Origin of the sequence: Qipengyuania polymorpha (assembly GCF_019711435.1) — a bacterium.
In the GTDB taxonomy this organism is placed as follows: domain Bacteria; phylum Pseudomonadota; class Alphaproteobacteria; order Sphingomonadales; family Sphingomonadaceae; genus Qipengyuania; species Qipengyuania polymorpha.
In genome coordinates, this window is sequence record NZ_JAIGNK010000001.1 from 903936 (window position 1) to 917081 (window position 13146).

The 13146-nt window shown below is 63.0% G+C and carries 13 protein-coding genes; 2 read left to right on the forward strand and 11 right to left on the reverse strand.

Annotated elements, in window-relative coordinates:
- Window positions 1-13: 13 nt before the first annotated feature.
- A complete protein-coding gene (locus K3152_RS04485; protein WP_221572797.1) occupies window positions 14-1099 on the forward strand; it encodes a PA0069 family radical SAM protein in 1086 nt (361 codons plus the stop codon).
- On the opposite strand, the gene K3152_RS04490 is transcribed toward K3152_RS04485, so the two are convergent.
- From K3152_RS04490 to K3152_RS04540, 11 genes are all read right to left on the reverse strand, one after another.
- On the reverse strand, window positions 1096-1476 hold the full coding sequence (locus K3152_RS04490; protein WP_247713140.1) for a DUF411 domain-containing protein: 381 nt from the start codon (window positions 1474-1476) through the stop codon (window positions 1096-1098). The two genes, K3152_RS04485 and K3152_RS04490, sit on opposite strands and share 4 nt — an antisense overlap.
- 125 nt (window positions 1477-1601) lie before the next feature.
- Window positions 1602-2036, reverse strand: coding sequence for a DUF1330 domain-containing protein (locus K3152_RS04495; RefSeq protein ID WP_221572799.1), 435 nt, complete (start codon window positions 2034-2036; stop codon window positions 1602-1604).
- 10 nt (window positions 2037-2046) lie between these two features.
- Entirely contained in the window at window positions 2047-2592 is a 546-nt protein-coding gene (locus K3152_RS04500) for a pseudouridine synthase (RefSeq protein WP_221572800.1), read from the reverse strand.
- Window positions 2593-2598: 6 nt separating this feature from the next.
- Entirely contained in the window at window positions 2599-4200 is a 1602-nt protein-coding gene (locus K3152_RS04505) for a long-chain fatty acid--CoA ligase (protein WP_221572801.1), read from the reverse strand.
- Window positions 4201-4246: 46 nt separating this feature from the next.
- Complete coding sequence (dnaE, locus tag K3152_RS04510; RefSeq protein ID WP_221572802.1) at window positions 4247-7723, reverse strand: DNA polymerase III subunit alpha; 3477 nt, start codon at window positions 7721-7723, stop codon at window positions 4247-4249.
- 76 nt (window positions 7724-7799) lie between these two features.
- Entirely contained in the window at window positions 7800-8129 is a 330-nt protein-coding gene (locus K3152_RS04515) for a hypothetical protein (RefSeq protein WP_221572803.1), read from the reverse strand.
- A 31-nt stretch (window positions 8130-8160) separates the two neighbouring features.
- The gene (locus K3152_RS04520; protein ID WP_221572804.1) at window positions 8161-8640 is read right to left on the reverse strand and encodes a glutathione peroxidase; all 480 of its coding nucleotides are present in this window, start codon (window positions 8638-8640) and stop codon (window positions 8161-8163) included.
- Between the two features lie 7 nt (window positions 8641-8647).
- Window positions 8648-9175, reverse strand: a complete 528-nt coding sequence (locus K3152_RS04525; RefSeq protein WP_221572805.1) for a hypothetical protein — start codon at window positions 9173-9175, stop codon at window positions 8648-8650.
- A gap of 79 nt (window positions 9176-9254) precedes the next feature.
- Entirely contained in the window at window positions 9255-9533 is a 279-nt protein-coding gene (locus K3152_RS04530) for a hypothetical protein (RefSeq protein WP_221572806.1), read from the reverse strand.
- 51 nt (window positions 9534-9584) lie between these two features.
- A complete protein-coding gene (locus K3152_RS04535; RefSeq protein ID WP_221572807.1) occupies window positions 9585-10271 on the reverse strand; it encodes an ABC transporter ATP-binding protein in 687 nt (228 codons plus the stop codon).
- The gene (locus K3152_RS04540) at window positions 10264-11505 is read right to left on the reverse strand and encodes a lipoprotein-releasing ABC transporter permease subunit (protein ID WP_221572808.1); all 1242 of its coding nucleotides are present in this window, start codon (window positions 11503-11505) and stop codon (window positions 10264-10266) included. Before K3152_RS04540 ends, K3152_RS04535 begins: the two co-directional genes overlap by 8 nt.
- A 167-nt stretch (window positions 11506-11672) precedes the next feature.
- Between K3152_RS04540 and purF the strand changes: the two genes are divergently transcribed.
- Window positions 11673-13145 carry an amidophosphoribosyltransferase gene (purF, locus tag K3152_RS04545; RefSeq protein WP_221572809.1) on the forward strand — a complete coding sequence of 491 codons (1473 nt, stop codon included), beginning with the start codon at window positions 11673-11675 and terminating at the stop codon, window positions 13143-13145.
- Window position 13146: the final 1 nt, after the last annotated feature.

A 13146-nucleotide genomic window follows, 5' to 3' on the forward strand; every position in this document is an offset into this window, starting at 1 on the left:
ATACGTTCTTCCCATGGAGAAACGTCTGGACCCGGCTGTCGCTGGCAGGGGTGCGCAATCGCGGGCCGTACCAACGCGTTTCGGCCTTGCATCGCGCGAACGCGATGGCGACTGGCGCGACCATATGGAGGCACTGGACGGCCCGCCCCCCAAGCTGCGCACCCATGTGACCGTGGAAAACCCGAAGACGATCCTCAGCTTCAACCAGTCACCGGACATCTTCTTCGACCGCTCCATCAACGCCTATCGCGGGTGCGAGCATGGCTGCGTCTATTGTTTTGCGCGGCCGACACACGCCTATCACGACCTTTCGCCGGGCCTCGATTTCGAGACACAACTTTTCGCCAAGCCCAATGCAGCAGAATTGCTGCGCGCGACGCTGGCGAAACCCAAATACCGCCCGAAACCGATTGCCATGGGGACGAACACCGACCCCTACCAACCCATCGAGCGCGAATACCGCATCACCCGCTCGGTGCTGGAAGTCTGCCTCGATGCACGACATCCGGTGACGATTACGACCAAGTCGGACCGCGTGCTCGACGACCTCGAATTGCTGGCGGAAATGGCCGGGCGGCGCCTGGTTGCGGTGGCGATATCGGTGACGAGCCTCGACCCGAAGCTGTCCGGCAAGCTCGAACCGCGCGCAGCTTCGCCCGCCAAGCGACTCGCGGCATTGCAGAAACTCTCCGAGGCCGGCGTGCCGACACATTGCTCGGTCGCGCCGGTCATCCCGGCCATCACCGATGAATTCATGGAGGAGATCGTGCAGCGCGCCGCCGCTATAGGAGCCGACAGCGTGGGCTGGATCCCCCTGCGCCTGCCGCATGAAGTCGCCCCGCTGTTCCGCGAATGGCTTGCGGTCCACTACCCCGAACGCGGCGACAAAGTGATGAGCATCGTCCAGTCGATCCGGGGCGGAAAGGACAACGACCCGAGCTTTTTCTCGCGCCTGAAACCCTCGGGCGTCTGGGCCGATCTCTTCCGCGCAAGGTTCCGCCTGGCGTGCAAGCGCGCAGGACTGGGCAAGGCGAAGTTCGAGCTGGATTGCACGCGGTTCAGGCCGCCGGCCGTGGGCGGACAGTTGCGGCTGCTTTAGTGAACGTGCGCGTCGGCCGTACCCTTATGGGTGGCGAAGACACGGTGATTTCCATCCTTGGCGACGAGGACCACCTGATAGGTTTCCGCCCGTCCGGGCACTTCCATGCCGGGCGAACCCAGCGGCATCCCGGGAACCGCGAGACCCACCGCATCGGGCTTCAGCGCAATCAGGGTGCGGATGTCTTCCGCCGGAACATGCCCTTCGATCGCATAGCCTTCGACCTTTGCCGTGTGACACGAGCGCAGGTTGGCGGGAATGCCGGCAGCACTCGCCACTTCGGACGTATCGGCCATCTCCTGCACATTCACGATGAAGCCTGCCTCGCGCATACGCTCCACCCAGACGCCGCAGCACCCGCAATTGGGGTTCTTCATGACCTCTATTGTGGAAGCGGCCGCAGCCTGCGCACAGGCAATCAGGGCAAGCGGCGCGGCGAGAGATGCGATTCGAAATTTTCTCATCGGAAAACCATGCCGCGAGACGCCTTGCCCCACAATGACTAACCGAATTCGGAACCAGTCGCCCCCGGCGAAAACCGCACCAGCCTGCTGTCGGCCAGCGCCGCCGTTCGGTTGACAACCGCAAGTTGGTAATCCGGGTCCTTGATCATCTCGAAGAAGGCGCCAGAGTCTGGATATTGAGCCACGAAGCCATCGTGCCAGCGCATGGCATCAGGGCCCGTCACCACCGTCTGGAAAGCACCGCGCCAAACAATGCTGCCGCCGACGCGGCGGAAGATGGGGCCGCTGGTCTTTCCGTATTCCTCATAGGCGCGGCGGCCGCTCCAGCCCTTAGCTGCATGCTCGTGGCCCGCGGGATATTCGGCCTCTTCGCGGTAGAGCAGGAGGTTGAGCATGTGGATGGGCTCGTCGCGCGGGAGGTTCTTGAAAGCCTCGAAATTGGCGCGACTCGGGTCGATGTAGCTCTCGGTCACGGCTCTCTCCTCATACCTCGATTTCACGGTAAGTGCCGGGTGCAATTCCGTCCACGCTCCACTCGCCGATGCGCCAGCGGATGAGGCGCAGCGTGGGCAACCCCACCGCAGCCGTCATGCGGCGCACCTGGCGGTTGCGGCCCTCGGTAATTTCCAAGGCAATCCAGCTATCTGGCACGCGCTTGCGATAGCGCACCGGCGGATCGCGGTCCCAGACTGGCGGCGAGTCGATACGCCTGGCGCGCGCTGGCCGGGTCATGCCGTCCTTGAGTTCGACCCCTCGCGCCAGCTTCGCCAGCGCCTCGTCCCCTGCCTCGCCTTCGACCTGCACGAGATAGGTCTTCGCCATCTTGTAGCGCGGCTCGGCAATGCGCGACTGCAGCCGACCGTCGTCGGTCAGCAGCAGCAGACCCTCGCTATCCTTGTCGAGGCGGCCAGCGGGATAGACACCCGGCACATCGACCAGATGCGCCAGCGTGTCCTCCACCCCATCCTTGCCACCGGTGAACTGCGAGAGCACGCCATAGGGCTTGTTGAGCAGGATGAGGCGGCTCACGCCGATCTACGCTTCGGGCAGCTTGTAATCGCTAAAGCGGTCACGCAGGTCCTTCTTGCTGATTTTGCCAGTCGCGGTGTGCGGGATGTCGTCGACGAATTCGACCGCGTCGGGCAGCCACCACTTGGCGACCTTGTCCGACAGGAAATTGACGATGCTCTTGTCGTCGCAATCCTGCCCGTCCTTCTTCACGACGAAGAGCACCGGGCGCTCGTCCCACTTGGGGTGGTACATGCCGATGCAGGCGGCTTCGGCCACGGCGGGGTGGCCCACCGCCGCGTTTTCGAGTTCGACCGAGGAAATCCACTCGCCACCCGACTTGATGACGTCCTTGGTGCGGTCGGTCAGCTGCAGTGTGCCGTCGGGATGCAGCATGCCGACATCGCCGGTGTTGAACCAGCCATCCTCGGTCACAGCGTCCTCTTCCGCCTTGAAGTAGCGTTTCACTACCCACGGCCCGCGAATTTGCAGCGCGCCCGAGGTCTCGCCATCGCGCGGCAGGACCTTGGTCGGGTCGTCGAGGTCGACCGTGCGCAGTTCGACGCCGAAAATCGGGCGGCCCTGCATCATGGTCTTGGCGACCTTGTCCTCGAAGCTGAGCTCGTCCCAGTCATGCGTCGGCCCGCCGACCGTGCCGATGGGGCTGGTCTCGGTCATGCCCCATGCGTGCTGGACGCGGGTGCCGTTCTTCATCAGCCGCTCGATCATGAACTTGGGCGCGGCCGAGCCGCCGATGGTGGCAGCGCGCAGCTTGGGCAGTTCGAGATTGTTCGCGTCACAATACTGGAAATGCGCGAGCCATACCGTCGGCACGCCAGCGCTGTCGGTTACCTTCTCGCGCTTCATCAGCATATCGAGCACGGCGGGGTCGTTGACCTGGCTGAAGACGAACTTCATCCCCGCCATCGCGCCGGCATAGGGCAGGCCCCAGCTCGCCGCGTGGAACATGGGCACGACGGGCAGATAAACCGACGATGTCATGCAGTTCAGCGCGCTCGGCTGGAGGCCCGCCATCGCGTGGAGGATGGTGCTTCGATGCTCGTACTGGACGCCCTTCGGATTGCCCGTGGTGCCGCTGGTGTAGCAAATCATGCAAGGGTCGCGCTCGCTGCCCTCGACCCATTCGAAATTGCCGTCCTCGGCGCCGATCCAGTCTTCGAAGGCAGTGGTGTGCTCGCCGCTGTCGAAACAGATATAATGTTCGACGTTCGGCCAGCGGTCCTTCATCTTGTCGATGATGGGCTGGAACATGGCGTCGTAGATGACCACGCGGTCATCGGCGTGGTTGATGATGTATTCGAGCTGGTCCTCGAACAGGCGCGGGTTCACCGTGTGGAGTACCCCGCCCATGCCCGCTACGCCGAACCAGCTGACGAGATGGCGCGCATGGTTCATTGCGATGCTGGCGACCTTGTCACCGGGATTGAGGCCCAGCTTCTGCAACGCCTGCGCCATCTTCAGCGCATCGCGGCGAATGCCTGCCCAGTCGGTGCGGGTTTCGGTCCCGTCCGCCCAATAGGTGAGGATTTCGCGCGTTCCGGCCTCACGTGCCGCGTGGTCGATCACATGCGTCACGCGCATGGTCCAGTCCTGCATCGCTCCGAGCATTCCAGCCTCTCTCCTTGCCTGTGCGCCTATTGGTGGCGCTTGCCGGTCAGGCGACGAGGCGAAGGTGCGAAGACCCGCCGCGCCGCTTGTCGAGCTGCACCTTGGCAAGGCCGGGCACGCTTGCCAAGCGTTCTGCAAGTTCCCCGTCGAGCGCAAAGTCGCGGCCGAGGCGCATGACGGGTTCGGTCTCGCCGCCAATCCGTAGCGTCACCATGACCTCGTCCTGCCCCTTGCCGGCTTCGGACAATTCGCGCTGGAGCGCCTCGACCGCCGCCACGTCAAGAATGTCGAGCGTGAGCATCATCGGTGTCGAGCCTTTCACTTCCGCGAGCGGGGTGCCGCCGCGCACGGTGATGCGGGGCGGCTCGTCGGGACTGGGCGAATCGAGTTCGACCTGCAGCAGGACGCAGGTCTGTTCCTCAGCCCATTTGAGGAACCGTTCGACCATGCCCTCCTCGAAACAGGCGGCGCTGAACTGGCCGGTGGCATCGGAAAAGTCGGCGCGGATGAAGGGTTTACCGCGGCGCGTGGTGCCCTTGTTCACCTTCTCGACCATCGCGGCCATGACCGCGTTCGAGCGGCCACCTGCTGGCGCACCGCCCGACATCAGCGAGGCATAGGTCCGCGCGCCATTGGCCGAGGCTATGTCCTTCCACGCGGCGACCGGATGGGCGGAGAAATAGAAGCCGAAATTCTCGCGTTCGCGTGCCATGCGTTCGGCGCGCGGCCAGTCCTCGACCTCGCGCAACCGGAGCGTCTCGCCGGGCGCATCGTCGCCGCCGAACATGCTCGCCTGCCCACTCGTGCGTTCACGGTCGGCCGCGTCTGCCACGGCCAGCAGCATGTCGGCGTTTTCGAAGACCTTGGCGCGGTTGGGCTCGAGGCTGTCGAGGCCGCCTGCACAAGCGAGCGCCTCCAGCTGGCGCGAGTTCATCGAGCCTTTGGGGATACGCTCGAAGAGGTCCTGCAGGCTATCGAACTGGCCCGAAACCTCGCGTTCGGCGACGATGTTTTCCATCGCCTTTTCGCCGACGTTGCGGATGCCAGCGAGCGCATAGCGGACGGCATAACCGGTGTCGGTCTGCTCGACGGTGAACTCGGCTTCGGACTTGTTGATACACGGTGGCTCGACCACGATCCCCTGCCGCCGCGCGTCGTCGACGAAGATGGTCAGCTTTTCCGACTGGTGCATGTCGAAGCACATCGAGGCGGCGAAGAACTCTTCCGGGTAGTGCGCCTTCAGCCACGCGGTCTGGTACGCAAGCAGCGCATAGGCGGCGGCGTGCGATTTGTTGAACCCGTAGCCTGCGAACTTGTCGATCAAGTCGAACAGCTCGTTGGCCTTGGCCTTCTCGATGCCGCTGATTTCCTTGCACCCGGCGACGAAGCGTTCGCGCTGGATGTCCATTTCGGCCTGGACCTTCTTACCCATCGCGCGGCGCAGCAAGTCTGCATCGCCGAGCGAGTAGCCCGCCAATATCTGTGCGGCCTGCATGACCTGTTCCTGGTAGACGAAGATGCCGTAGGTCTCGGCAAGGATGCCTTCCAGCTTCTCGTGCGGGTACTCGATGGGCACCTCGCCCGCCTTGCGCTTGCCGAACAGGGGGATGTTGTCCATCGGGCCCGGTCGATAGAGCGAGACGAGCGCGATGATGTCGCCGAAATTGGTCGGCTTCACCGCCGTCAGCGTGCGGCGCATGCCTTCCGATTCCAGCTGGAACACGCCCACCGTGTTACCCGCCTTCATCAATTCGTAGACCGCCGGGTCGTCCAGTTCGAGTTGCGACAAATCGATGGTGATGTCGCGTTTCTTGAGCAGGTCGGTCGCCTTCTTGAGCACCGACAGCGTCTTCAGGCCGAGAAAGTCGAATTTGACCAGCCCGCTGCTCTCGACATTTTTCATGTCGTATTGCGTGACCGGCATGTCGGAGCGCGGGTCGCGATAGAGCGGGACCAGCTGCGCCAGAGGACGGTCGCCGATGACAACGCCGGCCGCGTGGGTCGAGCTATTGCGGGGGAAGCCTTCCAGCTGCATCGCGAGGTCGATGAGGCGTTTCACCTCGTTGTCGTTGTCGTATTCGGCCTTGAAATCCGCCGCTCCGTTGAGCGCACGCGGGAGTGTCCAAGGGTCGGTCGGATGGTTCGGTACCATCTTGCAGATACGGTCGACGTGGCCATAGCTCATCTGGAGGATGCGACCCGTATCGCGCAGCACGGCGCGCGCTTTGAGTTTACCGAAGGTTATAATCTGCGCGACGTGGTCGTGACCGTATTTTTGCTGGACGTAACGAATGACTTCGCCGCGGCGCGTTTCGCAGAAGTCGATATCGAAGTCGGGCATCGATACGCGTTCCGGGTTGAGGAAGCGCTCGAACAGCAGGCCCAGTTGGATGGGGTCGAGATCGGTAATCGTCAGCGCCCAAGCGACGAGGCTGCCCGCACCCGAGCCGCGCCCTGGCCCCACGGGAATGTCGTGGTCCTTCGCCCATTTGATGAAGTCGGCAACGATAAGAAAGTAGCCGGGAAAGCCCATCTGGTTGATGATGCCGACTTCGTAATCGAGCCGGTCGAAATAGACCTTGCGCGCTTCCTCGGTCATCTCGCCATAGGGTTCGAGTCGCTTTTCGAGGCCCCGCCGCGCATCCTCCTCCAGCATCTTCGCCTCGCCTTCGAGGTCGCCTGCGAGGCTGGGCAGGATAGGCTTGCGATAAGGCGGCGCGTAGGCGCAGCGCTGGGCGATGACGAGCGTGTTGGCGACCGCCTCGGGCAGGTCGTCGAACGCCTCTTCCATCATGTGGGCGGTCTTGACGTAGCTTTCCGGATTGGACTTCGGGCGCTCTTCCGCATCCACATGGGTCGAGTTCGCGATGCACAGCATGGCGTCATGCGCCTTGTACATATGCGGTTCGGCGAAATTGGCGGGATTGGTCGCGACCAGCGGCAGGTCGCGTTCGTAGGCTAGGTCGATGAGCGCCGCCTCGGCCGCTTCCTCGACAGGATTTCCGCGCCGCGCCAGCTCGATATAGAGGCGCTGCGGGAACAGCGCTTCGAGCTTGTCGAGCATCGCCGTGGCGTGGCTGTTCTGCCCCTCGGCGAGCAGCCTTGTCACTGCGCCTTCGCTTGCGCCGGTCAGCGCAATCAGGCCCTCGGTGCGGCCTTTCAGGTCCTCGATACGGATATGCGGTTCGAACTCCAGCGGGCGTTCGAGATGCGCTTTCGAGACGAGATGGCAGAGATTGTCATAGCCCGCCTCGCTCTGCGCGTAGAGCGGGAGGTAATCGACCACGCGGCCTTCCTCATCGCGCGCCACGCCCAGCAGCGTGCCGGTAATCGGCTGCACGCCTTCGGCCTTGCAGGCATTGGCGAACATGACCGCGCCATAGAGGCCATTGCGGTCGGCCATGGCGATAGCGGGGAAACCTCGTTCCTTGGCAAGCTTGGCCATGGCCTTGGGGTCTATAGCCCCTTCTAGCATCGAATAGGCCGAGAGCACGCGCAGGGGGACGAAAGGCTTGTATGGCATGGGTCCCAAGGTAGGATTTCAGGCCGAAATCTCCAACACTCAGGCTACGGTTATTCTCCACCGCTTGTGGAGAACATCACCCTTCGTCGGATGCGGCAATCTTGCGGCGCGTGTCGCGGATGGTCGACCACGCGCCATAGGCGACGAGCGCCACGAGGAAGATCCAGACCCAGACCGGGATATTCTCACCCACTATCGCGAGATAGAGATAGGCGGAAACGAAGAAGAACCCCGCCAGCATGGTCGGCACGACGGTGGACTGCCCTGCCCTCGCCCGCTTTACCAGCCAAGCGATGGAGGCGAGGAAAAAGGGTATAGCGCCGACGTAAATTCCGCCGAAAATATACGGGTTCACGCCATAATCGGTGCCAAGCGAGAGGAACCAAAGATTGATATCGGAAAGCATGTTCCGCCTTTCGTAGCGCGCTGCGCGAAGGTTACAGCAGCTTCTCGATATCCTTGGCGATGCTCGCAGGCGCGTCGGCGGGACCATAGCGCTTCACGACATTGCCTTCGCGGTCGATCAGGAACTTCGTAAAGTTCCATTTGATTGATTTGGAGCCCATCAGGCCGGGCGCTTCCTTTTTCATCCAGTCGAACAGCGGGCTGGCATTGTCGCCATTGACCTCGACCTTCTGCATCAGCGGGAAGGTGAGGCCGAAATTGACCTTGCAGAACTGCTCGATTTCTTCCGCCTCGCCCGGCTCCTGCGCGCCGAACTGGTTGCAGGGAAAGGCGAGGACTTCGAAGTCCTTGTCCTTGTAGTCCTGGAACAGCTTTTCCAGCCCGTCATACTGCGGCGTGAAACCGCACTTGCTCGCGGTGTTGACCACCAGCAGCACCTTGCCGAGCTTGTCCTTCAGGTCGAGCTCGTCGCCCTTGTTGGTGGCAACGGTGAAATCGGCGATGCTGGTCATGAAAGGGTCAGTCCTTGCGTCGGTAGATGAGGTCGAAATAGTCGTTCCAGGTCAGGCCCTGGTCCTTGCTGGCCTGCCCGTGTTGCCGCACGCTGCCATCGTCCTGCAAGCTATATGTCATTCGCACGAGCAAAGGCGTTCCATCGCGCGCTTTGCCCCATGGCCCGGTGAGCACCATCTTCCCCTCGACAGCACCGCCGTCGAAGAAGGTGCGTCCGGGCGTCCCGCCGACCCATAGCTGATGCCAGCCTTCGGTCTTGGGGTCGTAGGCTGAAAGGCTGGTTCCGCCGCGGCCCTGCAAGGGCATCCATGTCTCGCGGATTGCACAGCCTGCGCTGACCTTTTCGATACGGCTGTCGGCGACCTTGGCTGGCTCGCCTTCGGCGGCGTTGGGATAGACATCCCATTCGCCGACCCAGAAGTCGAACGCCTCGTAATTCGCGCCTTTGCATTTCGGTGGCTGGGGCGGCGTGGCTGGCGGCACCTCGGGTGTCGCAGCCTGAGCGAAAATCAGCGAAAGAAGCGAAACGAACATGGAAACAGTCCTCCCGCTGTAAGCCGTAGCCGACAGCGGAAGGACCTCAATTCTTCATCTGCGAAGGGCTGTTCCGACCCTACGAGCGCGGGAAATCTGAGCGGCGCGAAAGGTCGGCCACTTCCTCCGCGTGGTATTCGCGGTCGCCGAGCTTTTCGATGTAATAGGCCGAGCGTTCCTCCTCCGGCATCAGCATCATGTGCTGCACCAATTCGGCGAAGCTGCCCGTGCGCAGGCCCTTGGCGCCATCGAGAACGCCGTCGCCGTCGTCCTTGCGGTGCAGCGCGGCGCGGTCGTCCCACTGGATGCCTTGGCGGTGGCAGTCGTCACCCTTGTAGGTGCTGGGATGGTCGGTCATGCAAAAATCCTCCTTTTGCATGCCTAACGGGCGAAAGCCGCTGCGGGTCCGCTATTCGAGCACGCCCTCGTGAAGCCGCACCACGCGGTCCATCCGCGAGGCAAGCCGCTCGTTATGCGTGGCGACCAGTGCGGCACTTCCCTCGCCCCGTACCAGCGCGAGGAATTGCTCGAGCACGCGGTCGGAGGTTGCCTCGTCGAGATTGCCTGTCGGCTCGTCGGCGAGGACGAGGTCAGGCCGGTTCGCAAGACCGCGCGCAACTGCGACACGCTGCTGCTCGCCGCCAGAAAGTTGGCTCGGGCGATGGTCGAGGCGGTGGCCGAGGCCCAGAGCGGTCAACAATTCTTCCGCACGCGCATCGGCCTCGTCGCGCGGCTTGCCCGCGACAAGCTGCGGCAGGACGACGTTTTCCTTTGCATCGAAGTCGGGAAGCAGGTGGTGAAACTGGTACACGAAGCCCAAGTGGTCACGGCGCAGTTCGGTGCGTGCGTTCGCATTGCTCTTTTCGGCGGAGTTTCCAGCGATGAGGATTTCGCCGCCGAAACCGCCTTCGAGTAGGCCAACCGCCTGGAGCAGCGTCGATTTGCCCGAGCCCGAAGGCCCCAGCAGCGCGACAATCTCGCCCGGCATGACTTCGAGATTCACGCCGCGCAGCACATCGATGCGCACACCGCCTTGCTCGAAGCTGCGGGTCAGGCCGCGAAGTTCGACCACGGGGCGCAGGTGACCATTACTCATAGCGCAGCACCTGTACCGGGTCCGTGCTCGCCGCCTTCAGGGCGGGATAGAGCGTGGCGAGGAAGCTCATGACCAGCGCGAGGCCGACAATCATGGCGATTTCGACGGGGTCGGGCTTTGAGGGAATGGTGCTCAGGAAGCGAACCTGCGGGTCCCACAGGTCCGCGCCGGTCGCCCAGCTGATGCCCTTCACGATTTGCTCGCGGAAGGTCAGCACCAGCGCGCCGAGCGCGAGGCCGGCCAGCGTACCGATGGCGCCAACGGTGAAACCGGTGGTGACGAAAATTTTCGTGAGACTCCGCCGCGATGCACCCATGGTTCGCATGATGGCAATGTCGCGGGTTTTCGCTCTCACCAGCATAACGAGGCTCGACAGGATATTAAACGCCGCCACCAAGACCATGAAACTCAACGCGAACGCCATCGCTGCACGCTCGACCTGCAGTGCCTCAAAGAGGGTCGCATTGATTGTCTTCCAGTCGCGGACGACCGCCCTGCCCGCCAGCGATTCCGTCACTGGCTGGAGAATTTCGCCGACCTCGTCGGGGTCGGTCACCTGCACTTCAATCATGCCGATGGTCTCGCCAATCAGCAGCAATGTCTGCGCGTCCTGCATTGGCATGACCACGAAAGCGCCGTCGTAATCATAGACGCCCACTTCGAAGATGGCCGCCACCTCGTAACCGACCTGACGCGGTACGGTCCCGAAGGGTGTTGAGCGTCCCTGCGGATTGATGATGGTAATCGTATCACCCACCCGCGCCCCGATATTCTCCGCAAGTCGCACGCCGATGGCGACCTTGCTTGCCCCAGGCTGGAGCCCGTCCATATTGCCCGCAATCACCTTCTGGCCAAGTTCGCGCAGGTCCTTGTTGGTATTGCCGCGAAGGAGGATGGCCTCGACCCGTCCGTTGAAGGTGGTCAGCAGCGGCTGCTCGATAAGCGGGGAGGCTTCGACCACGCCAGGTGTCTGCTCGATTTCCTGAAGCACTTCCTCCCAGTTATCGAGCCTTCCGCCATAGGCTTGCACAATGGCGTGACCGTTGAGGCCGACAATCTTGTCGAGCAGTTCAGCGCGGAAGCCGTTCATGACGCTCATCACGATGACGAGCATCGCGACGGAGAGCATGACGACGGTGATGGAAATGCCCGCGACCAGCGCGATGAATGCCTCGCTCCTGCCCGGGAGCAGGTAGCGTTTGGCGATGGTCCGTTCGAAAGGTGAAAGCAGCAAGGTGGCCCTTGGCGTTGTTTGGATGTCGGGACAGGCGTTTAGGCAGAGTTTCGTGGCGGCGCAATGAACGGCTGCAAAATCTCCCCCACGTCCTGCCTCACAAACCTTGTAATCGGGCCATAACATCGCCATTGGGGCGGCATTCGGTTGGCAGCGCGGACAGCTTCATGAATTGCACCCACCCCTTCCTCGACGCGGATGGCGACAAGCTGCGCGAAGAGTGCGGCGTTTTCGGCGCTATCAACGCGGCCGATGCGACCGCGGTTACCGCGCTCGGCCTCCATGCCCTGCAGCACCGCGGGCAGGAAGCTGCAGGCATCGTCGCGTGGGACGGAGCGGAATTCCGCACCCGTCGCGGGCTCGGCCATGTGGCGGAGAACTTCTCCAGTCAGGAAGCGATTGCCGAACTGCCCGGCCATATGGCGGCGGGCCATGTACGCTATTCGACCACCGGCGGCGCTGGCCTGCGCAATGTGCAGCCGCTCTATGCCGACCTCGCCAGCGGTGGTTTCGCCGTGGCGCATAACGGCAATATCTCGAATGCCGGCACCCTGCGCGAGGAACTCGTGCAACGCGGCGCCATCTTCCAGTCGACCTCCGACACAGAAGTCATCATCCACCTCGTCGCGACGAGCCGCTATCCGACCATCGTCGACCGGCTCATCGATGCGCTGCGCCTGCTCGAAGGTGCCTATGCGCTCATCGTGATGACGCCCGAAGGCATGATTGCCTGCCGCGACCCGCTGGGCATCCGCCCGCTGGTGATGGGCCGCATCGGCGATGCTACCGTCTTCGCCAGCGAAAGCGTGGCCTTCGACGTGGTTGGCGCCGAACTTATCCGCGAGGTCGAGCCGGGCGAACTCATCCGCGTAGATTACGACGGCAACATCGACTCGCTCCATCCCTTCGGTACCCACAAGCCGCGCCCCTGCATCTTCGAGCACGTCTATTTCAGCCGCCCCGACAGCTTCTTCGCCGGACGCAGCGTCTACGAAGCGCGCAAGGCCATCGGAGCAGAGCTCGCCAAGGAAACGCCGGTCGAGGCCGACCTCGTGGTCCCCGTGCCCGACAGCGGTGTTCCGGCAGCTATCGGCTATGCGCAGGAAGCGGGCATTCCGTTCGAACTCGGCATAATCCGCTCGCACTATGTCGGCCGTACCTTCATCCAGCCTTCGGATGGCGCGCGCCATTCGGGCGTGAAGCGCAAGCACAACGCCAACCGCAGCCTGGTCGCGGGCAAGCGCATCGTCCTCATCGACGACAGCATCGTGCGCGGCACGACCTCGCTGCAGATTGTCGAGATGATGCGCGATGCAGGCGCGGCGGAGGTCCATTTCCGCGTCGCCAGCCCGCCGACCGCGCATAGCTGCTTTTACGGCGTGGACACCCCCGAACGCAGCAAGCTGCTCGCCGCCCGCATGGATGTCGAACCGATGCGCGAATTCATCAAGGCCGACAGCCTCGCTTTCGTCTCCATCGACGGACTTTACCGCGCCGTGGGCGAAAAACCGCGCGTGAAGGAATGCCCGCAGTTCTGCGATGCCTGCTTCACCGGCGATTACCCCACCTCGCTGACCGACCTCGCCAAGCGCGACGACAAGCAGGCCCAGCTCGCATTCCCGGTGGGCAAGGTAGCGTAAC

Bases quoted from the DNA above. Each gene is read 5' to 3' on its own strand.
- K3152_RS04525 (WP_221572805.1), bottom strand. From the start codon at position 9,175: ATGTTCGTTTCGCTTCTTTCGCTGATTTTCGCTCAGGCTGCGACACCC.
- dnaE (WP_221572802.1), bottom strand. From the start codon at position 7,723: ATGCCATACAAGCCTTTCGTCCCCCTGCGCGTGCTCTCGGCCTATTCG.
- K3152_RS04520 (WP_221572804.1), bottom strand. From the start codon at position 8,640: ATGACCAGCATCGCCGATTTCACCGTTGCCACCAACAAGGGCGACGAG.
- K3152_RS04535 (WP_221572807.1), bottom strand. From the start codon at position 10,271: ATGAGTAATGGTCACCTGCGCCCCGTGGTCGAACTTCGCGGCCTGACC.
- K3152_RS04485 (WP_221572797.1), top strand. From the start codon at position 14: ATGGAGAAACGTCTGGACCCGGCTGTCGCTGGCAGGGGTGCGCAATCG.
- K3152_RS04505 (WP_221572801.1), bottom strand. From the start codon at position 4,200: ATGCTCGGAGCGATGCAGGACTGGACCATGCGCGTGACGCATGTGATC.
- purF (WP_221572809.1), top strand. From the start codon at position 11,673: ATGAATTGCACCCACCCCTTCCTCGACGCGGATGGCGACAAGCTGCGC.
- K3152_RS04530 (WP_221572806.1), bottom strand. From the start codon at position 9,533: ATGACCGACCATCCCAGCACCTACAAGGGTGACGACTGCCACCGCCAA.
- K3152_RS04515 (WP_221572803.1), bottom strand. From the start codon at position 8,129: ATGCTTTCCGATATCAATCTTTGGTTCCTCTCGCTTGGCACCGATTAT.
- K3152_RS04490 (WP_247713140.1), bottom strand. From the start codon at position 1,476: ATGAAGAACCCCAATTGCGGGTGCTGCGGCGTCTGGGTGGAGCGTATG.